Annotated in this window: 21 protein-coding genes; 1 reads left to right on the plus strand and 20 read right to left on the minus strand. The window is 61.4% G+C overall.

Annotation, left to right across the window (positions count from 1 at the left end):
• The first annotated feature begins 51 nt into the window (after positions 1-51).
• Positions 52-387: an Arc family DNA-binding protein gene (locus tag ACFIQF_RS22515; protein ID WP_393945900.1), complete on the plus strand. Its 336-nt coding sequence runs from the start codon at positions 52-54 to the stop codon at positions 385-387.
• Between the two features lie 436 nt (positions 388-823).
• On the opposite strand, the gene ACFIQF_RS22520 is transcribed toward ACFIQF_RS22515, so the two are convergent.
• The 20 genes from ACFIQF_RS22520 to ACFIQF_RS22615 form a co-directional block, all read right to left on the minus strand.
• Entirely contained in the window at positions 824-2848 is a 2025-nt protein-coding gene (locus ACFIQF_RS22520) for a hypothetical protein (RefSeq protein WP_393945901.1), read from the minus strand.
• A gap of 86 nt (positions 2849-2934) precedes the next feature.
• Complete coding sequence (locus ACFIQF_RS22525; protein WP_393945902.1) at positions 2935-4833, minus strand: hypothetical protein; 1899 nt, start codon at positions 4831-4833, stop codon at positions 2935-2937.
• Entirely contained in the window at positions 4834-5994 is a 1161-nt protein-coding gene (locus ACFIQF_RS22530) for a hypothetical protein (RefSeq protein WP_393945903.1), read from the minus strand.
• Complete coding sequence (locus tag ACFIQF_RS22535; RefSeq protein ID WP_393945904.1) at positions 5987-8533, minus strand: hypothetical protein; 2547 nt, start codon at positions 8531-8533, stop codon at positions 5987-5989. The genes ACFIQF_RS22530 and ACFIQF_RS22535 overlap by 8 nt, the downstream gene beginning before the upstream one ends.
• A gap of 3 nt (positions 8534-8536) precedes the next feature.
• Positions 8537-9133 (minus strand): hypothetical protein, encoded by a 597-nt coding sequence (locus tag ACFIQF_RS22540; protein WP_393945905.1) that lies wholly within the window; start codon positions 9131-9133, stop codon positions 8537-8539.
• Positions 9134-9188: 55 nt separating this feature from the next.
• On the minus strand, positions 9189-10385 hold the full coding sequence (locus tag ACFIQF_RS22545) for a hypothetical protein (protein WP_393945906.1): 1197 nt from the start codon (positions 10383-10385) through the stop codon (positions 9189-9191).
• On the minus strand, positions 10385-13066 hold the full coding sequence (locus tag ACFIQF_RS22550; protein ID WP_393945907.1) for a hypothetical protein: 2682 nt from the start codon (positions 13064-13066) through the stop codon (positions 10385-10387). The genes ACFIQF_RS22545 and ACFIQF_RS22550 overlap by 1 nt, the downstream gene beginning before the upstream one ends.
• Complete coding sequence (locus ACFIQF_RS22555; protein WP_393945908.1) at positions 13066-13395, minus strand: hypothetical protein; 330 nt, start codon at positions 13393-13395, stop codon at positions 13066-13068. The genes ACFIQF_RS22550 and ACFIQF_RS22555 overlap by 1 nt, the downstream gene beginning before the upstream one ends.
• Positions 13396-13418: 23 nt before the next feature.
• On the minus strand, positions 13419-14390 hold the full coding sequence (locus ACFIQF_RS22560) for a hypothetical protein (protein ID WP_393945909.1): 972 nt from the start codon (positions 14388-14390) through the stop codon (positions 13419-13421).
• 3 nt (positions 14391-14393) lie between these two features.
• Positions 14394-14855 (minus strand): hypothetical protein, encoded by a 462-nt coding sequence (locus ACFIQF_RS22565; protein WP_393945910.1) that lies wholly within the window; start codon positions 14853-14855, stop codon positions 14394-14396.
• Position 14856: 1 nt separating this feature from the next.
• Positions 14857-15228, minus strand: a complete 372-nt coding sequence (locus ACFIQF_RS22570) for a hypothetical protein (RefSeq protein ID WP_393945911.1) — start codon at positions 15226-15228, stop codon at positions 14857-14859.
• A complete protein-coding gene (locus tag ACFIQF_RS22575) occupies positions 15225-15554 on the minus strand; it encodes a hypothetical protein (protein ID WP_393945912.1) in 330 nt (109 codons plus the stop codon). Before ACFIQF_RS22575 ends, ACFIQF_RS22570 begins: the two co-directional genes overlap by 4 nt.
• A gap of 33 nt (positions 15555-15587) precedes the next feature.
• The gene (locus tag ACFIQF_RS22580) at positions 15588-15995 is read right to left on the minus strand and encodes a hypothetical protein (RefSeq protein ID WP_393945913.1); all 408 of its coding nucleotides are present in this window, start codon (positions 15993-15995) and stop codon (positions 15588-15590) included.
• The gene (locus tag ACFIQF_RS22585) at positions 15976-16203 is read right to left on the minus strand and encodes a hypothetical protein (RefSeq protein ID WP_393945914.1); all 228 of its coding nucleotides are present in this window, start codon (positions 16201-16203) and stop codon (positions 15976-15978) included. Before ACFIQF_RS22585 ends, ACFIQF_RS22580 begins: the two co-directional genes overlap by 20 nt.
• Positions 16200-16895, minus strand: coding sequence for a phage adaptor protein (locus ACFIQF_RS22590; protein WP_393945915.1), 696 nt, complete (start codon positions 16893-16895; stop codon positions 16200-16202). Before ACFIQF_RS22590 ends, ACFIQF_RS22585 begins: the two co-directional genes overlap by 4 nt.
• Positions 16895-17305: a hypothetical protein gene (locus tag ACFIQF_RS22595; protein ID WP_393945916.1), complete on the minus strand. Its 411-nt coding sequence runs from the start codon at positions 17303-17305 to the stop codon at positions 16895-16897. The genes ACFIQF_RS22590 and ACFIQF_RS22595 overlap by 1 nt, the downstream gene beginning before the upstream one ends.
• Before the next feature lie 46 nt (positions 17306-17351).
• The gene (locus ACFIQF_RS22600) at positions 17352-17831 is read right to left on the minus strand and encodes a hypothetical protein (RefSeq protein WP_393945917.1); all 480 of its coding nucleotides are present in this window, start codon (positions 17829-17831) and stop codon (positions 17352-17354) included.
• Positions 17832-17895: 64 nt separating this feature from the next.
• Positions 17896-19194, minus strand: a complete 1299-nt coding sequence (locus tag ACFIQF_RS22605; RefSeq protein WP_393945918.1) for a phage capsid family protein — start codon at positions 19192-19194, stop codon at positions 17896-17898.
• A gap of 54 nt (positions 19195-19248) precedes the next feature.
• Positions 19249-20268 (minus strand): hypothetical protein, encoded by a 1020-nt coding sequence (locus ACFIQF_RS22610; RefSeq protein ID WP_393945919.1) that lies wholly within the window; start codon positions 20266-20268, stop codon positions 19249-19251.
• A 259-nt stretch (positions 20269-20527) separates the two neighbouring features.
• Positions 20528-20794, minus strand: coding sequence for a hypothetical protein (locus tag ACFIQF_RS22615; RefSeq protein ID WP_393945921.1), 267 nt, complete (start codon positions 20792-20794; stop codon positions 20528-20530).
• Positions 20795-20826 lie beyond the last annotated feature (32 nt).

A 20826-nucleotide genomic window follows, 5' to 3' on the forward strand; every position in this document is an offset into this window, starting at 1 on the left:
GATCCATTTTTTGCAATACCCACATGAACCACTGTGGTTTATCATAGTGAGATGAGCCGCGAAGACCCACAAATGAAGATCAGGCTGCCTGTCGACCTGAAGGACTCCATCGAGCAAGCTTCGAAAGAGGCAGGCCGCAGCATGAACGCTGAGATCGTTGCTCGTCTTGAAAGCAGCTTCCTTGAGAAACCAGGTGTTGCCACATCAACTCGTGAGCTCATGGCAATGGCCTTCTTCGCCGGTGCAGCTGCAAAAGATCCCGGACAAAGTAGTGGCTTTGTCGCGCTCCTTGATCGCATGTTCCCTGCCGATGGGACAGGAAATGTCGAGATAGAAGACTGGCTCGAAAAAGCTCGCGCCGACATTTCAAGAGATCGAAAAAAATGAATGCACTCACAAGGCTATGGCAAGGCCAATTCAGCTTGCCTGCCACCTACTGGGGATTCGGGGTACTGGGCAGCGTCCTTGTTTTTCTGCCGTTGAAGCTCCTAACCCCCGGTAGCGCGGCCGCCATCCTGTTGGGCGTTGTGTTCTGCCTCTACTTGATTGCGGCATGTGTTGGCACCTGGCGCTCAGCCACCAGCTACAGCGGCCCATCTGCATGGGCCGTGCTGTCGAAAGTGGCGGCGGTCATTGGCTGCCTGTGGGCAGCGGGGGTGCTAGCGCTTATTGTTACTGCGCCAGGTCCTGCGCAGCTCCAGGCGCCCAGCGTTCAGCCCCCCAGTCAAACACCCCGTGCACCAACCAATCCGCAACTTCCCACGACAAGGCCCGATGGCAAACCGTGTGATGACATTGGGGTATTTCTTGGGGAATGCCGCCGTCAATAACCAAGTCGCTGGAGCGCTTCCCTCTTCTGCTCATTCGACATCGAAGCATTTTTGTGAATGGCAATTGCCTCGGGGTTCTGTTCGATCGGCACTTGGGGCTTTTGCTGCGACACGCCAGCATCCACCCGCTCCACCGCCCCCGTCTGCCCGTTGTAGCGGTAGATGCTGCCTTCGCTGGTTGAGCCATCCAGGTTCTTGGTGGAGGGCGTTACCTGCAGCTTCCATGGCGATTCCGTCTGCTTGCCTGACAGGTCTCGGATCTGCTGGGCGATCGCGCTCTTTTCCTCGGGTGTCTTGGCGGCTTCGTATTTCTGGTGCAGCTTTTCCGTGCGCTCAGCGGAGCGAATGTCAAAGCCCCGCACCTGCTGCTCCAGACCCAGCCGCCCTTGGTCAATGGCATTGCGTGCGCCCCAGCGTGCATTTTCCCCAGCCTCGCGCATGGCGGCGCGGCTCATGTCACCGGCTTCGCGCATGCCTGTCACGTCGCGGCTGGTGTCGCCTTGCATCTGGGTTTGCTGCAAGCTGGTGGCGTTATTGGCCTCGGCCTGCGCGGTGCGTGCCTCCCGGTCGTACAGGTTGTTGAGCGCGTTCAACTGGCCAAGGGTCAGCTGGCCATTGGGTGAGCCCTTGTGTGGCGTGGTCAGCCGGTCAATCATTTCCTTGCGCTCGCGGCCAGCAGCCGGGTCGCTGCCAATCACACCCGACCAACCCGCTTGCGGCTGCGCAGGAGCAACAGCAAAGCCGCGTGCGGTTTGCCCACTGGCAATGCGGGCGACAGACTCTTGCTCGGAGCGCTGGGCCAGCGCATCGGCAGCAGCCATGTTCTGCGCCGAAGGCAAGCCGCGGGGCTGGGCGCCAGCCGCTGCTGCTGCGGCCGTATCGCCATAGCTGTTGCCGTTGCGGTAAACACCTGGCAGCACCTGATTGGACTCGGGCGCAGGCGGCGCCACTGGTGGAGGCACGGGTTTCGGCGCTGGTGCAGGGGCTGCCGCAACCGGTGGCGGCGCAGTAACGGCGGCAGGCGCGGGCGCAGCCGCCGCAGGAGCCGCAGCCACTACCGGCGCAGCTGGTGCGGGTGCAGCACTACTCCCCACCAAACCCCGGCCAAAACCCTTGATACCACCCCAAGCGGCAGAGGCTGCATCACCAACGGCGCTGCCGGCTTTGACGGCACCGTCAATCAGCGGCGTGGTCACCGTGCCAACACCGCCAGCCACCGCCTGGCCAGCTGCCAGCCCGTACTGGCCCTTGTTCCAGCTATCGTGCACCTGGTCGCGCACAGACTGGGTATTGGCTGCATACGACAGCTCTGCCGGTGCCTGCGGCGCCAGCCCTTTGGCAGGGTCGCTGCTGCCGTAGCCGCCATAGCTCTGCTCGCCCTTGGCGGCAATGGCGTTCATCTGTGTCTCTACACTGGGTGCAGGTGCTGGCACGGGGGGCGGCGCGGGCGCACCAGAGAAACCTGAACTGCCCTGCGTGCGATTGCCTGGGAATGTGTTGCTCGGCGAAGGCGCCGCGCTCGCGGGCTGCACTGGCGCAGGTGCGGCAGCCGTAGGCGCTTGCATTGCACCAGTGGTTGCCGCTGCATCGCCAAAACTGTTGGCTCGCTTTTTTTCCTCGTCCACCACTCCGCCATTGGCAAAAAACATGCGCGGCTCTTCCGGCTGCACAGCGCCTGGCGCAAAACCACGTGCCGCCACGGGCGTATGGGTTGCGTTCTTCATCTGGTCGAGCACCTGCACGCCCACGGCATGCACCTGCTCGGGCGGCATCTTGAACTCGCCATTGCTCAGGTTCACAGGCACGCCACCCTTGCCCATGCTTGCCAGCTGCTGCTCGCCCATGGCCTGGGTGCTGTCGGCAGGCATGATGTACGTGCCGTTGGGCACCTCGTCCTGCACCTCGTCAGAGGTGCCAGTGCCTGGCCCGCGCACGGGGCCGCCGCCTTTGAAGCCGCGTGCCTCGCCGCTGTTTTCCGATTTTTGCGCCTTCTTGGCCGCTGGTTGAAAGCCTCGCATAGAGCCCCCGAATGTGGTTTGTGGCCGATTGTTCGACCGTGCGGCGCCAGCGCCAAACCCCATACAGGGTGCGCGGCGCCTTGGCGTCAGTAGTTGTAGTTCTTGCTCGTGCTGTCACTGGTGGACTTGCTCTCGCTCCAGCTGTTGGAGTTGCTGCCCGAGCCGCTGACGCTGGCCGACACATGCATTGCCGACATGGCACCGGCTGCCAGTTGTGCGCCCCATGCACCAATGGCTTTGGAGCCCTCAAGCGTGATCTGTGCCTGCTGGTACGCACGCTGCGACAGCGCGTTGTATTGGCCCATGGCCATTTCCGAATAGGCGATGTTGGTGCGCACGGCCATATCAGCGTACTTGCTCTGCACCTCGGCTTCTGAAATCCCCAAGGTCGTCAAGGCGCGGAAGCCTTCTACCTGCGTCTTAAACACCTCGGTGCCGTACTGCAGCTGCTGCAGCGAAGCGCTCACCTTGTCGCGGTAGCCGCCCCACTCTGCCTGGTACTTGGCCAGCCAGATGCGGGCCGCTTCCATCTTCACCTGGGCGCCCTTGTAGCGAATCTCGCTCTTGCTGGCAATGGCTCCCACCGTGGCGGCGTAAGCCCGCGACTGCGATTCCAGCATGCCGGCCTTGGCTTCCTCGGCTTTGACCTGGCTGCTGTAGGCGTCGAATTTCAGCTTCTGCGCCCCGATCTGCTCGGCAAACGCCTGCACGTCCGCACGGTAGGCATCGAACTGGTTTTTAATCACGTCCGACTGCACCTGCGCGCCGCGCATCATGCTGTTGTAAATCTCGGTGCTGGCCTGCACCCCTGCCAACTTGGCCTTGAACACCTCCACTTTTTGCTGGTTGAGCTGGCCAATGGCGGCTTGGCCCTCCAGGTAGGTTTTGTAAGCTGTCAGCTTGGCCAGAGCAGCGTCCAGCTTGGTGCGGAAAACTTGCGCCAGCGTGGCGAACGCCTGGTTCTTGGCATTGAACAGGCCGATGTGGGCGTTGAACAGGTTGATCTGCGATTCAGCCTCAAACCGCGCCATCTCAAACAAGCGCTTGGCCGTGTTCTCAAACAGGTTCTGCAGCAACTGCTCCAGCGCCATACCCTGCTGCACCGCAAAGCGGATGTTCTCAATCTGCCAGGTGGCTGCTTGGGTCAGAATGTCGCGGTTGGTTTCTGCCGCCTTCAAACGGCCCTGCTCACGGATCACGCCGGCCGCCTTGGTCAGCATGCCGGGCGGCATGGTGTAGCCGCGCGCCGCCCAGGTATCTACCGCCTCCTGCACCGCCCTGGCAGTTTCAGCGCTATCACGCTCGCGGGCGCGTGAAAACAGCGCATCCTCAATTGCCGCAGGCAAGCCGGTACCGCCCGCCATCATGTGCTTGATCTGCGCCTCCAGCGTATCGAGCAGCTCGCTCTCATACTCAGGCTCGCGCCAGTTGATAAACACGTTGGGTACCACGATGCTGTCCGCATTAGGCGGGTTGCCATCGAAGTCCGGCAGCTCCGGGAAAACGAAATCTGGCACCGTAATGGCGCTCAGCACTTCCATGTCCGGCAGCGCAATATTGGGCGCAGTGGGAATGTCCACATTCGTGTCGATCGCTGGCCGCTGCGGCGCAGGGATGTTGTCCATCACGGGCGCAGTGGGCACCGTCAGCACCGGCATCGCCGGCGCCTCGGGTAGCGCGTCCATGTCGCCCACGTCCAGGTTCGACAGCAGCGAGCCGATGCTCGTCAACACCGGGTCGTTGGGCATCACCAAACCCGTTGGCGTGTAGGTTGGCATGGTGCCCGCACGGATAGCGGGCGGGTTCAGCTTGGGCACTTCCAGCAGCTCGGGCGCAGGCACATCGACCATGCGCACATCCGCAATCTGGCCCATGCTCCCGTGCAGGGCGGCCAGGTGCTCGCCAGCGAGCCCCTTGAAATACTGCATCTTGTCTTTGACTTCTTCGATAGCGGTGGCCATCGCGTTGGGTGCGTCGGTTGCCATTTACAAGCTCCTTTTGCTGGCCGGCGCCAGCACTGTCCAATCGTTGATATGGGCGCTGGTGCCCATCAGGCGCAGCGTGTAAGCGAAATGCCGTCCCCGCAGGCCACGGCCAAACTCAAACCGCGCGTTGGTCAGCGCGTCCGCTTGCGGCCTGCCCTTCAATGGGTAGGGGTAGGTTTTGCGCTGTCCCGTCTGGGTCTGCGTCACGTCCATGTAGGCCGTGCCGGCCAGCTCGTATTCGATATGCGACTCCACGGGCAGGCCCAGCGCCTGGCCCGTCATGTCAATCAAGCCGGTGCGCACCTCGGCCTGCATCTGCTCGTCCGCACCATCGAGGGCATACACCCCATCAGGCGTGGTGGCATACATCACCCCGTCAACGACTGCCAGGCCGGTCACACCAAAAGGTGCCCAGCGGCTCATGGCCCAATTGCCAGCATTGGCTGTCCAGACTTGGCCCAACAGTTGGCCGGGCATGACTGCCTCGTCGTAGGCCATGGCAGCATCCACCACCAGTTGCACGGCATGCAGACGGTCGATCACCTCGTCAGCAGCCGTGGCGCGGTCCACCACCAGGTACACGGCCGAGCGCACTTCGCTCAGCACTTCATCACCTGCAACTGCGCTGTCTTGGACCAAGGTGGCAATACGGGCGCTGCCCAGCACCATGTCCCCCGCCACTGCGCCGTCATCAACCACGTTGGAGAAAATCACAAAGGCTTGGTCGCTGGCCTTGGCGCTATCGGCCACCAGTTGCACCACCGAACGCTGCGAAATCACCTCGTCGCCGGCCATAGCTGTATCGGTAATCAGCGTCAGCGCAGAGTCCAGCACTGCATCGCTGGCAATGGCGCCATCCTCCACCAGGGAGCGCAGCACATCCAGCACCCGGTCGCCGGCAATGGCTTGCTCGGTCACCAGGTTGGCCGCGTGCAAGGCTTGCAGCACCTGATCGCCTGCAACAGCGCGGTCCGTAACGGTGGCCAGCGTCTTGTCGACCACCTTGTCACCAGCAATGGCGGCGTCGTCCACCACAAAACCTATGCCAACAAACACCCGGTCACCAGCGCGGGCGCCGTCGTCCACGGTGGTGTACAGACGAATAAAAACGCTGTCGCTGGCAACAGCCGTGTCCTGCATGTCATCGCGGTATTCACTCATTGATGACTCCTATAAAGTGGTGTGCGCTGTTGTGGTCGGCCAGCTTGCAGTAGCCAAAGTGCTTGCGCCGGCCTTCTGCTCCGGGCTCGTCCAGGTTGGCGTAAAGGGTTTCGCCGGCGGCGTTGCGGATCGCGTCCACGTAGAACAGCACGCCCTCGGCCGTGGGCGATGGCAGAAAGTAGCTCTCGCTCAGCTTGTCGGCCACGTGCCCAGGCCGCTCAAACACGCTGAAATCCAGCGTGGCCTTGGTCTTGAATTCCTTTTCCTCTCGGGTGTTTTTGGGCACAAATGGCGGCGGCGCGCCGCCGGCAGACAAGCTAACGCCGCCGCCTTTCTCCAGGAAAGTGACGATAGGCGTCACGTCCTGCAGGGGGGAAAGCCACGGCCCCGAATCGGAGAAGCCACCGATCAGCTCTTTGTTGATCAGCTCGCGCTCGCACCACACCGGGTTGCCGTCTTTGGGCCAGTAGCCCTTAGTCTTGTAAGTAGGCGCTCCGGTCCAGTGCGAGCCAGCGCTGTATGTCCATATGTCGTACCAGTACGGGTCAGCCATTGAATACATGCCGCGGCTTGTCTCCACGATCACCGGCCCGGCAGATTCCTCGCGCCCGTAGATCACAGAGTCCCGACACATGTAGGGCACGGACACTGCCATGCGTTTGCCTCGGTTGCTGGTGGTAGTGACGGTCCTGTCGTGCGTGTAATGGCGCCACCGATACATGTTGCCGGCCATCGCAAAGTGAGCGTGGAAGGTGTAATAAATCTCGCCGTAGCCCTTGTCCTTGCCCACCAGCTTGGTGTTGATTTCACGCGGCGCAACTTCCTCGCGCTCGTCAATATCGGTCGTGTAGAACGATCCGGTAATGCGCGACTCGCCCTCGTACTCGGTCTGCTCCCAAGCGCCAATGATCATTTCCGCTTCAAAGTTGCCTTCGACCTGCCGCTCGTGCGAGCGTGGTTCGGCAAAGTGCTTCACTACTTTCAGGTCGTGGCCGGTGTGGTACGCAAACACGATCGTGTCGCGCTTGGGCTCCGGGCCTTTCCAGTTCTCCAGCGGCTTGTCGGGCACGGTCAGCAGCCCCAACTCGGGCAGCATGGGTTCGGCAAACTTGATGCCCGAGTTCATCAGCCAGCCCTTGTTGGTGCGCACTACATTGGCCTGGTGCGGCGCAATGGGCTCCATCTCCAGGTTCTGCCAGTGCGTGTACTCGGCGTCGATCTTGTCTGCGCTGCGCCCCAGCAGTTCGGCGGCCGGAATGCGGCGCAGCTTGTACTTGACGGCCAGGCCCTCGGCGCCGTCCACGCTGGCACGTCGGTAAAGCGGCATGAGGTAGGCGTCCAAACGCGCCTGCTCGGCCGGATCTTCGCGCACCCAGTCTTTGCGCAGCTTGCCGTCGAACGTGGCCGCGCCCAGCGCAAGCGCCATCTTGTAGGTCAAGCCGTAGGCCAGGCCAACGTCTTCGTCGTAGTCGTAGCAAGTGTTGTAGGCCTCGCTGCCGCGTGCATTGAAGCTCCAGCCGCAGGCGCTGGAATACGCCAGGTGGTCGTAAAAGTCTGCCGTCTCGCACAGCTTGATGATTACGCCGGCGCGGCGCCATGCCTCAAAAACATTGCTCGACTCCGGGAAGCCCTCGCCTGACGGCATGCCGCCATACCTATCGAGCATCCACACAATCTCGTCGTCCTTAGCTTCCTCGGTCGCCCACTGACGAAAGGCCTTTGTCGTGCTGGCCGGCACCATGGGCAGAGGCATCGCGTACACGCCGCGGCTGTTGATCTGCAGTAGCCAGGGCTTGCCAGCATCGTCAAAGCTCACCCCATGGCACTCGTTGTGCCGGTAGCCAAAGCGCGTCTGGCCGTTCTTGGGCGGCTTGCCGGAGTAGCCTGGCAGGCGCATATTGCTCAGCTCATGCTCGATACCAATCTCCACCCGCTTGGGCACCTGCAGCTTGGCAGTCTCCAAGGGCGTCTGGGGCAACTGGTCAAAATCCTGCCGTCCGTAACCACCTGCAATCTGCACCACTTCGGCCATCGCGCCGGAATACCAGCTTGGGCGCAGCTGCATGTACTGCGTGTGCTTGTAGATCGTCGGCGTCTTGGGCTCAAACTCTTTAAAGCGCTGTCCGTACTCAATCACAAAGCGCTGCAGGCGCAAGCGCTCGGGCCCCAGTTGGTCCTTGTAGCCGGCCAGGCGCTTGCGGGTTTGCAAGGTCACATCCATTTCCACCGCTTCACCTTCGCGCACGCGGGCCTTGGTGATAACGCCCGAGAAGAACATGGGGATAGTGGCCTTGGCCAAGCCATCGCCCAGCTCAAGCCGTGGCGGCTCGCCGGGTGCCTGCACAATCACTTTCAGGATACCGCCCATGCTGATGGCCGTGGCAATGCCCCCGCCAGGCAAGGCGCGGGTCATCTTCAAGCTGTCAACGCCAGAGAGGGTCTTGATGTTGCCAAGCCGGCGCATCAACGCATCAACGGCGGCAGCATCTTCCCCTTCCGGCTCGGCCCCGAACAGGCCGTATGGGCGTGGCTGGTGCATCGCTTAGGCGGTAGCTGCCGTGAGCGACAGGCGATAGCCCAGATCCCACACATCACCGTTTTGGAAGGTGCGAGGCACGGGGAACAGCGAGGCCGACATCAGTGCACCAGTGACGCCGCCGCGCTGGCTGCTGGTCAGCACTGCAGCGCCGGTCACATTCAGGGTGCCCGCCGTCACCATGGTCAGCTTGGCCGCGGCTGCCAGGTTGTCAATGCTGTTGGTCGTGGTCTTGGTGGGCGTCCACACCGGGCGCGTGGGGCTGGCATGGCCTTCGGTCGGGCTGACAATCTCGTTGGCAGCGGCCACGTAGGTGGCAGCGGTCCAGTTCGCTTGCGGTGCAGCAGAGCCCGAGCTGATAGCCAGGTAGTGGCCGGCTGGCTTGGCCGTGCCAGGGTCCAGCGTCACGTTCAGGAACTGCGCCAGCCCTTCCAGCGGGATCAGATTGGGCGTGACGTTCCACTCGCCGCCATTGATACGGTCCCAGTATTCGCCCGAGGCAATGACACCGGTGCGGGGGAAGAAAATGCCGTGCTCGGTGATGTCGAAGCGCTCGGCGCGGGCTTCTGCCGCCAGCTCGCGGCGCAGGTTGATTTTGGACATGGGTGCTCCTTGGTGGTTGAACCAAGGCGCACTCATGCGCGCCGAATAAAGGGTTTCAGGTTACGGCTGTGGTGATGCGGTTGCCAAACACTATGCTGTGCGCTGTCTTTCCGGCGATGCCCTGAATGCGTGATGCGTGCTTCTCGATCACCCCGCCGTCAGGCGTCCCCAGCACATAGCCGTTCTCGGCCAGCCACACCACGGCGGCGCCACCACCGGCAGCCACTTCGCCAGCTGTCTCGGCATCGAGGGCAACCGCGCTGCCAGGGATGGGTGCGCGCGCTGTCTTGCGCACCAGCTGCAAATCCTCCAGCGACACGCCGGCCAGGAATGCCACATGGTCTACCTGTCCCACCCAGATACCGCCATCCACAGGCGCCAGGAAGGTCACCCGCTGGGGCATCTGCACAAAACCATGGCGCGGGTCGTGAACGTGGTAGGCCAGAGCCTCAGAAAAACGGATCACATTGGCCTGCGCCGTCACCAGCCGGCCGCGCCAGAGCCCCAAACACTTGCCCGTTGGCATAGGCTCCATGTGACGGAACTGCGCAACCGCGCCGGGCGTAGGCAGCAGCGGGATATGCACCGATGCCTGCGCAATGGGGTAATCCTCGCCACGCGCCAGCTCGCCGCCATCAGGCCGCGTCAGGTACAGCCGCACGCCGGTGACGGCGGGATCCATGCACAGGGGCAGCGTAATGGACAAAGCCCCACCCTGCCCCAGCTTGCAATGGGCCATATCCGACAGGGGGGACTCCAGTGCGCCGCGCAACCATGCAATGGCCACGCCATAGGCGCCGGCCACCAGTGCGCCATCACCGGCGGTCACCATGGGCGCTGGCGGAACGTCGAGCGTGAAGCGTTGCGCCCGCTCACCGTCGTACTGGTAGATGTGGGAGGCCCCTGCAGCCAGCACCAAGCTGTTGAGCACCAGGTGCTGCACGCCACCTTCGCCAATACTGGCCAGCACGCGGGTACTCCAGGTTTTCGGGTCCAGCAAAACCCAGTCGCTGCCCTGCAGTGCAAACACATCGCGGTGCAGCAAGCTCTGCCAAATGCCCGTCAGTGCCAGGTCAGAGACTTTGCGCCGGCCTGGGCGCATGGTGGGGCGTCCGCTTTCGCTGATCAGCACATTCACTGCATCGCGCACAAACAGGCGCCGGAACTGGCCGCCCACTTGCAGCGCATCGTCGCGCTCGGCCGCATTGTCGATACCGGCCAGCGGCAACATGGGGAAAGGTTTGGTGGCCATCAGAATGCTCCTTTGCGGTACTGTTCGGCATTGCCGTCTGGGCGAATGAAATACGTGCCAGGCCTCACATCCGGCGCGCCAACCTGCACGGGCGCGGCAATGCCAGCAGCGCCAATGCCCTGTGCCGGCGGCTTGGTTGTATCGCTCGCGTTCTTTACGCGCATGCGCTTCTCGAACTGCTGATAGTCGTACTCGCAGGCGAACGAATCAAACCCTTCCAGGGGCAGATTGCGCACGCGGTGCGATACCCACGCGGTACCGTGCTGCTCAGCGTTGAAGCCTTCTGGGATCGTGGGCATCAGCGGGCCTACACGCAAACCCTGCCATGCATACGGCGTGTCGCCGGGTTTGCTTGCACCCATGGCCAGCGAATGCCAGCCGGCCAGCGGCAGCGAGCGATTCTTGAATTCAGCCCGCGTGTCGCTTCCCATTTCGCCGGCAAAGCCCTTGGGTGCAATGGTCTGCGGGCCCAAGTACGGCGCAAACTTCACCGTGGGCTTGCCCCATTCGGTCGCCTCGCTGTCCTGGAACGTCTCAATGTCTTGCTGGCCGGGCAGCGAGTGCATGCCCACGCGCAGCATCTGGAAGCCCTCGGGCCGGACATAGTGGCGCGCAAGGATCACTTCGGCCTGGCCGAACAGCTTGGTTTCCGAATCTGGCCAGATGGGGGCCACGGGCCGCAGGCGGTGCTCGATGCGAGGCACGCCTGGCCCTTTCAACAATTCATTTGTGGCTGGGCTATGGTCGACATAGTGCAGCTGACTTGTGGGGTGATTGCGCATGGCCTGCATTGGAGCCTCGACCACCGCATAGATCGTGTGCGGCGACAAGCGCGGCGCTGGCACCTCCAGCGGCGCCGGGATGCCATCCTTGACAGTAAGCACGCGGTTTTTCAGCGTCACCATCGGCTCGCCCATCAGGTACTCGGAAATGCCAGGATCCACGCGAATGCTGTTGGCCGTCACCACCGTGGCGCCAAACTTCATCGCATCGAACCCTTCGGGGTAAGCAAACAGGTAGCTCACCGTGGGGCGTGGTACTTGGTTGCCGTCTTTATTCGGGTCAATGCCCTGGGCCACGATGTTTTGCACCTCGGGCAGGCCGCCCTGCTTGGTCACCGTGGGCCGCGGAATTTCAGGCGGCATCAGGCCGTCCAGCGTCACCCAATTGCGACGGTCGCGCACGATGGGCCGGCCCCATTGCGTCATGTAGCCTTCGGCCGTCTCGATGCGGCGCCACTGAGTGCGGATGCTGGCCGTGCCGAATTCTTCGTGGTTCGCGCCTTGGGCATATAGCTCGGGCGTCACCTTCCGCAGCGTTGGCTCACCGAACAGATCCTTGTGCGTCCAACGCGGCTGGATCGTCGTCCAGCGAATATTCAAAATGGCACCGCCCACGCTCGACATATCGCCGCCGCTCACTTGCTCCACATAGCGCGTGTGCAGCTTAACCACGGGCAGCGGGATCGGTGGCGGCTCAATCGTGTAACGATCTTCAAAGCTGAGCGTGCGCACGCCGGCCGACACCATAGGCTTGCCCACGGCCATCACATCCATGCCGCCCACATTGCGGTACTCGCGGCTGCGGTTCTCAATCGTTGGCGCGCCCGTGGTGAGCATGTCCACACCGTAGGGGCCCACGATGGCGGCATTGTTGTAGATCGCGTGCCAGTGCGACACCACAGCCGAATCAAAACCGTCCAGCAGCTGCGGCCGGTTGCGGTGCGTCACACTGCCGGTCTTTTGGTACTCAGGCAACGATGGCGGCGCAATGCCGCCAGGTGCGAGCAGGCGGGCGTTGTTGTCGATCTGGGTATAGCCGTGCCGCTCGCTGGCCCAGCCCTGGGCGCCGATGGTCTTGTTGCGGTTCTCGATGGCAGTCCACTGACCAAAGCCTGGCGGGTTCAGTCCATCAGCCGGGTCGTAGTTCTGAACGATGAACTGGCGCAGGTTCCAGGCATGGGCGCGGCCAAAGCGCAGAACCTCCTGGGCATGCAACGCAAAGCCTTGCGGCTTCACGTACTGGCGCATGTTCTGTACCGCTGGCTGCCCCACTTCGCCGGCAAAACCTTGCGGGCCAACGGTCTGCGAGATGGGGATGATGCGCTCACCCCATTGCGTCATTTCCGTGCCAACGGGGTTGATGTAGCGGCGGCCGCCTACCGTATGGCTCTCCAGCATCACCAGCGACGAAATTCCCGCAGGCGACACATCACGCGGGCTGCGGCTCACCCATGCCGTACCAAGGCGCAGCGAATCAACACCACCGGCGGCGGTGACGCGGCGCACGCCATGCGTAACCGAGGCATTGCCCATGGCGAGCGAATGCAACCCTGTCGGGGTTACATAGCGCTGCCACAAGAAAACATTCGGCCGGCCAGCAGCCAGGTAGTCACTGCCGCCGTGCTTGATGACCTGGTTGTAGTTCCAAACCTTGGCGCCGATACCTACGTTGGAGCTGCCCCAGCCCACGGGGCTCGTAAACTGCTGCGCCCAGCGAACTCCCGACGCGCCTACTGCGAGCGAGTCAAAGGCTGCCGGGAACAGGTATTGCGTGGACCCAACCGGGCCTGAGCCCTGCGCAAACTCCAGCGCCACCACGTTGCCGGCAGGCGGGGAGTAGTCGCCAGAAAAGCCCAGCGCTACAGCGCTACCGATAGGTGGCGTGTACTCTTGATCCATCACACCACCGGCTGCACGTTGGATGCAATCACATCGTTGTATCCGCTTTTGCGCCCCACCACGTCATAGCGCAGCGCCGGGTTGAGCCCGGAAACCCGCCACGTTCCATCGGGCGCAGAAGTCGTGCGCGCCACAACGATGCCATCAAAAATGGAGCCAGCAGTGCCGCGCCAAAGAATGCGAATCTCTGCCGACACGGGCACCGCATCTTCGGTTGTGATGCCATCCGGGTAGTTACCCCCGAGATAGCCATTTCCCGCAAACGATGCTCGCCCCTGGTGGGCGAGTCGCGCATTTCGCTTTTGAAAAAAGGCGCCAATGCGGCGCATATAGGCGGGCACAGCACGGCTCCTTATTCGAACAACATGGCTACGCCGGCACGATGGCCGTCCACGTTGTCAGGGCTGAAGCAAGTTTCATTGCCCAGCGCCACAAAGTTGCGCGCCGGCCCAACAACAGGTGTGAACGAGAATTCAGAGCCAGCCGCAATGTCCGTAGCGCGATAGCTCACAAGAAACGGGAAAGGCTGCGCTGGGATGCCTGGGTAGTTGATTGGCTCCATCAGCACGCGCTCAGCCGTTGCCGAAAGCCCCTCGCGGCCAATGCGTGGCGCCATATCGTCGCGGATCACCACCCCTGCGTTTGCAAAGACGGACTTAGATCGCTCAACTAGACCGGTCGTCCAAACGCTGTTGTACGTGCCGATCGTCAGGCTAGGTCGGTAAATAGCCAGGCCATCGGCAGTTGGGGCACCGAGATTATCCAGTTGACGCTGCAATACCAGCGATAGCGTCGCGCCATAATATTCACCAGAGCCTGCGGAAAATGGCTTATTGCGGCTACCAGCCCCATAACAAATTGCAAAAAATCCAGACTCTGGCGCATTTACGATGAACGATGCGCCGGGAGAAATCAGCTGGGCATTTGAACCACCACCTGTGTTCCCCAGTTCCTGCGGACACTGAAACGTATCTACAACGCTCCCTTTATAGGAAATGGTGCAGCGAATCCGAGGCGTTCTGCTGCGGCCATACGATGTATTCGCCCCCGACATGCCTTCAATTCCACAGCCATACTCCAGCTTAATGATTACTGGAGCGGTTGCTTGCATGGCGTCACTGAACGCATATTCAATAAACCCCGCAAACGTCGTGTCAGCAGGAAGGGCCGCTACATTGTTGATCACCAGCTGGCCAGCAGTCGCTGTTTGAACAAGGCCCGAGTCGAGCAAACTCTGGTGCAGATCCGTGAAAAGCGCTTTCCAGGCTGGCAGGTTGTCTCGTAGAGGGATCGTCGGAGGCGTCCATTTTTTCGTGTAACCCATGGCTTACCCCTTCGGTGCGCCCAGCGGCGTTTCGCCGGGCCAGTAGCCCTTTGCGGCGTGCCAGGCGGAATATTCTTCAAGCAGAGCTTGGTCGTTCACTGCGGCGGCCAGGCGCATGGCCGCGCTGGTGGCCCAGAAATGCGCGTTCTCGCCGGTCTGGTTGGGGCCATCGCGCTCGGCAATAAACATCTGGAACGGCGGCAGGCTCGCCACGAGCGCCCAGTTGATCTTGTGGTCGTGGATCACGATGCTGGGCGCGTTCATGCCGTTGACCGACAGCACTTGCGCAGGCGGCTTTGCTGGCTCCGCGGGAGTAGCGGGCACATGCGCGGGCGAAGGCTGCAGGCCCAACACGGGTACGGTCAGCGCCTGGGTGGCTGGGGCTTGCTCAGGTACTGGCACTGGCGCAGCTGCAGGCGCTGGCTCGGCGGCCAGCGGCACATACAAGTCGTTGAAGTCGCTCATATCAGTCGTCTCCAATACGTTGCGTCTTGTCTTGGTTCAGCGCTGTGTACCTGCCCTGCGTGCCTGGCCGGCACGAAGCTGCCAGCGCCTCGATAGCTGCAACGGCTGTCTGCGGCTTGCGCAGATCGGCGGCCATGTTGGCAATGGCGACGTGCATGTCTTCGGTGCACACCGAGCTCTTGGCCAACTGCTCCAGAATGCTTGCCTGCGTGCCGAACACGATCTGCAGCTGGTTCTGGTAGGTGCGCGACTGCTCGGTCCAGAAATCGCGCTGCTGCTGCATGGCAGCCAGCTTCAACTCCAGGTTTTTGACCTGCGATTCCAGGTCCACAGCCTTTTCACGCAACTGTTTTACGACGAGTGGGCTGTTCATTGCAGACCTCCTGCTGTTTGCTCTGGGGCCTTGTGCTCCACCTTCGGCACGCCAAACTGCACCGTGGGGCGCGGCACTGTGCCTGCCACAATCGCGCCGGGCACCTGGTCGGTGATGTTGATGTTGTCGGCCAGCGGCTCGCCCTCTATCAACTTCTTGGCTGCGGCCAATGCTTGGTTGCGCTTGGACTTGGGGAAGAGCAGGAAGAAGCCGGGGCCCACAGGTGGCATGGGCGCATTCAGCTGCAGCATGTTGCCCTGCACCTTTTGCAGCAACACTTCTGCTGGGCCACGAGTGGTAGCAAGTTGGACAGTCTTGGTGGTCATAAACGCTCCAGTTTTCCCACCTTTTCCAACGGCTTAAACACGAAATATTTTGTTTACGCCATTGTCAAAAGTGACGATGATGTCGCCCCCGTTAGGAGTGATTGGCAAGCCAGTTGCCGTGTCGATGTAGGCGATCAACGGGCTGGTAGCTTCGGTACCGGTGTCCTTGAAAATCACAATCGCATTGATCGTGGCACCCGATACGGCGGTGAATGTGCAATCAGCCGCATCTGCAGCGCCACCTGTAGTTGCCTTGCCCGTCAGCGTCACGATGGAGCTGATGCGGGAGGAAACAGGAACGTCTGCCAGGTACTGATGCACCGCAGTTTGCGGCGTATACGCGCTGTTGCTGACGAGCACGATCTTGATCGTGTCCGTCATCCAGTTAATCTGGGCTTCTAGGAATCGTTGGCGTGCTGCGTCATACAGGGTGTTGGCCATGAGCTTGCTCCTTGCCCACCTCGGGCGAAGAAGCGCACTCATGCGCGCTGTGGTTGGAATCGGTAATGGGGTGCACGATGGGCAAATCGCTTGGTGCACGAACGACGATGCGGGCACGCTTGCCGGACTTCTCCAGCAGCGTTACCTTGGCACCACCAATCAGGCAGGACTCTCCTGCCGTAAGCTCGATGGATCGTTTGGTGGTCATGGCAGCACCGCCTTGTTGTGGTGCACCACGTCTTCGCGTGTGATGCGGCGCATATTGCTATCTGGCATGGAGCCGAAATAGTCCGCAAATGCCTTCTCAGCCAAGACTGAGCGCTGCGGGTCAATCAACTCGCTGTCTGGGATGCTGAAAGCCTTGTGCAGAGCCCATTGGATCAGGTGCTCATGATGGGCATCGTGAATCTCGGGGCTGGGCCACACTGCATTGGGGTCTGCAGGGTCCGCAGGCGCTGTCATCGGCACCAATGGCAGGCGGTAAGCCTCAATGGCAAGGCGCTCTCCAGTTTCCACGGCTCCCACCAGGCGCAGGCCAGTATCAGTCTGCACGGCGTAGCACGCGGGACGCTGATAGTTTCGCCACTCGGGCAATTCAGCATTCAGCCACTCGCGCGACTTGAGCGCGATAGGACGCGGCGCGCGCAACGAGTCGCCTATTTGCAGGTTGATGATTTCGTACAACGCGGGGTGCAGCGGGTAGACGTTTTGGCCCGCACTCAGATCAATAAGGCACAGAGCCGGGTCGAGCTCAGCCACCAGCAGTCGACCACGCACACAGGCTTGCACCTGGGCATCGTTGAGCCAGTCGATCACATCCGCATCCTGGGCGCGATATGGTTCTTCCACATCTTTTGCCAGAACGCGAAAGCGCCGGATCAGGTCGGCCAGCGTGAGCATCAGAACTTCCCACCTTGCACCAGCGCCGTCACCTGATTGCGCAGGTCATCAACCTTTGCCTTGACATCGAGCTCTACGCCATAGTTTTGCTTGGCGTAGTCGGCCAATGCGCCCTTGTTCATGCTGGTGATTTCCATCAGCGTGTCCTCGGCCTGCTTTTTGGCCAGCTTTTCGGCGGCGATACGCTGGGCCTGGGCTTTTTGGGCCAGCTCCAACGCAGCATCGTCTGCTTCCGCTGCTTGCTTCGTAGCGGCCGTGGCTTTCACGCGCTCAAATTCCAGGTAAGCCAGCAGCGTCTTGGCGTCGCGCTCGGACACCAGCTTGTCTTCTCCGGGCTGCCAGAGGTTCTTGAGCGGTGTACGGTCTTTGTACGCGGCCTTGCCAACGTAGCGGATCTTCACGAAATTCATGGGTTGCCTCCGGGCGTGGCAGGCCGGTTGCCCGGCCCGCTGGTGCTTACTTGACGCCTTCGGCAATGCCGAAGATCACTACCTCGATTTCCGAGTCTTTGTCGTTGGCCGCGCCCTTGACCGTGAGGGTCAGGTTCGCGTCCTTGGGCAAGACAACGGATTTCTTGGCAGAGGTGCTACGCAGCCGCGCAGCTGCAGCCAGATTCAGTGCCGCGCCAAAATAGGCGGCATCCTGGGGCGTGGCCGCTTCGTCTTGGCCATCCTGGTAGGCAAAGCCCAGATCGCCAGTGACAGAAGCCGTCATGCCGGTGCTCACCAGCACTTGGCAATCGACAAAGCGAAAGCCTGCGGGCAGGTGGCCCAGATTCAGCACGTCGTTCACAGCGATTGCGGCGGCAGAGTCAGCGTTGACTACTGCGCCAGCAGCGTTGGTCTTGAGCGAGTAACGCAATGCAGACAGGTTGCCCCAAGGGGTGTTGCCCAGCTGCACGCCGTTATCCACGTTCTTCTTGTTGATGGTTGCCATGGTTGGCCTCCGTTCTTGAATGTTTGGAAGTAAAGGAGACGGGGCTACCTAAAGCCCCGTGCTCTTATTGGCGTTCGCCAGGAATGAGCTTGACCACCGTGTCGAAGCACATGGCGCCGATGTCGGTCCAGTGCTTCGCGCCGTTGCCTTGATCTACTGGGAAGCAGATCTTTTGCAGACCTTGAATCACGCCGATCATCAGCTCGCGCTTGTCTTTGTGGTCGAAGGTTTCCTCGTTCCAGAAGAACGGCATGCCAGACAGCCCCGAAGCCGCGAAGGCTTGCATCAGCGCCTGGCCGCCCAGCAGCACCGCACGGTCAACGGCGTGGGTAGTGCCAAACGACTCGGGCACCATGCACGAAAGCTCGTCGCGGGTTTCGTAGTTCTTGGCGTACTTGATGGTGTCCTTTGCGTAGAAACGCACAGGCTTGGGCTGCTTGAGCAGCAGCACGCCATTCCACAAGGCCGCCTCACCCAAGAACAAGGGGTGCTTCTTTGCGTTCGATGCGCGGTTGAGGGCCGACACTTGGAACTTGCGGAAGTCATCTTCTTGCGCGAAGGCGTGGTACTGCGCTGGCGACAGCAGCAGTGCACGCAGCGGCTGGTCCTCGGCGGCAATGTCGCCGGGGATCTTCACGGCAGGAGGCGGCAGAGGCAGCGACTCCAGCAGCGTGCGGATGGCGTCCACCACCGACATGCTCAATTCGTCCACGGTCGACAGCTCGGCTTCGCCACTGTTAACCGTGAAGGCTTTCACGCCGTTGGTGCCATCGGCCATGTAGTGACGGTTCTTGGTGGGAGCCTTGACCTCGTTCACCATCATTTCTTTGAACTCAGGGTCATCCTCGGTCGGCACACGCCATTCGATGTTGTCGTGGAAGCCGCGGGCCCCAGCCAGGTGGGTCAGAATCGACTGATCCAGGAAGGCGTTGGCGTGCGACTGCGCGACAGGGCGAGCCAGCTTGGTGAAATCCACTGCAGAGCGGATATTCGTCATGGTGTCACCCAGCTTCACAGGAATACGAGCCTGGTCCACACGGGTACGAGCCTTGTCGTATGCCAAACCCTTGCCCTTGCCTTCCACCATGCGCGAGCCCATGGTCGGGCGCATCTTGGTTGGCTGAACAAAGTGAAATTCCACCTCGTCGCCCGTGCCGCGCGACAAGTCCATTGATTTGACAATGGGGAAATCCGAGCTGGATTGCTTGCGGATCATCTCCGCCACCTTGCCCTCACCCTTGGGCAGGGGGCCAGAGAGCTGGCCAAGTCGAGAATTGCGGTTCTCGGCCAGGGCAAACAAGCCCGCCGACTGGACGAACATCGCCTTGTCAGAGCCGGCTGGAACGTGGCTATTCATGGTCATATCGACCTCCTTCGATGGGAACTGGGCGACTCGTCACGAGCAGCCCTCTGGTTACTAAATAGTGTTCAGCAGGCGTTCAACCTGTTCTGGCGTCATGTCCTGCATGCGCTCGATAAGCGCCGTAGGGTTTGCGCCAGCGGTGGCCATCACCTGCTGACTTACGTCCTGGTGCTGTTCACCCGCTGCCTCCGACAGCGAGTTAGGAATGCGGCGCTGCACCTCCGGTGCTTTGGCATTGCCTGTTGCACGCGACGCAGCGGCTCGGCCGGTTTGCGCCTTGAACGTGTCAAAAACTTCAATCACTTGCGCAGCAGTGCCGCCCGTCTCTGGGCTGAGCACCGCAGTTACCGCATCACGCGAAAAGCTCGGCAGGGTATTGAGCCAGGCCGCAAACTCCACCGACTGCGCAATCTCGTTGGCATCAGGGTGCTTCCCGAAAATCGCGTTGTAGTGGCCATCGCTGGCCTCCTGGGCTTGCCGATCCTTGAGCGGCTTCAACGCCTGGGCGTTTTCTTCGCGCAGCTCTGTACGCAATTGCTCGCGCGCTTGGCTGACCAACATCTGAATACCCTTGGAAAGGGCTTCTTCCGAAAAATCACCAAATACAGAGATATCCACCCCTTGCCCGATAGCAGCCTTGGCCACATCGAGGTTCTGGTCAGCCTGGGTCTGTGCCTGGCCGGCATCCGCACGGTCTTGGGCGTTTTCCTCGGCTCGCTCCAGGTTGGATTGCTGCTTGGCAGATAGCTCTGCCAGCTGTGCACGAAGGGTTGCGTTTTCGCCTTCCAGCGTCTTGGCGCGCACTCGCGCCTGCTCCAGCTTCTCGTAGGGGATGGTGTAATCACCCGACTTGCTGACAATCGGCGCGCCCTCGGACTCATCGCCCGTGGTTTGCCCGGCCTTGTTGGCGTCGTCGTTCTGGCTTGCTTCCTGGGACTGCGCGGAATCCACCGCTGTGTCGTTGGCGCCTGCCGTGCCATCGTTGCCTTGTTCGCCCGTTTCGTCGGTTACTTCGCCATCCAGCGATTCACCGTTCAGGGCCATTTCGAGAAGTTCTGCTGGCGTGTTTGCCATATTGCGTGCTCCATCCCAGCTATCCGGCTGGGCCTCAATGGGCATGCGGTCGAGGGGCGGGCTGGGGCGTTAACCCCAGCCATCCACTCTCCTGCTGCGGGATATGCCACCTCTCACGAGGTTGCCGATTCGCCCGGCGCTTCACAGCGTGGGGCTTGGGAACTCAGTATGCGTGCGAACGCCAGGATGGCTCTGCCCTATACCGGGCGCGGTCGGAAAAAAGCCGCCTCGGTGGGCGGCTTGCAGTGGTGCGAGGTCGTTAGTCGCCGATGATTTCGGCTATCAGCAACGCTTTGCGCTTGTGTTCCAAAGCCATGCTGCGCAGCTCGTCGGCCAGGGCAAGTAGATCGTCGGCATCTGCATAAGCTGCTGACTCGCAATCGCAAACGTCAGCGATGCGGAATAGCTCCATCGCCTTGTCCCAGCGCAATTGAAAAATGCCCGCTTCCTCAAGGGCGGCGAGCATTGATTCACCGTTGGCAAAGCCATCAACGATCCGGCACGTGGGCAGTACAAACCTAGTCATGTGTGATCCTTTCGATCATGGTGGCCCCGCTG

The organism is Comamonas trifloxystrobinivorans (genome assembly GCF_043359985.1).
Lineage (GTDB): Bacteria > Pseudomonadota > Gammaproteobacteria > Burkholderiales > Burkholderiaceae_C > Comamonas > Comamonas trifloxystrobinivorans.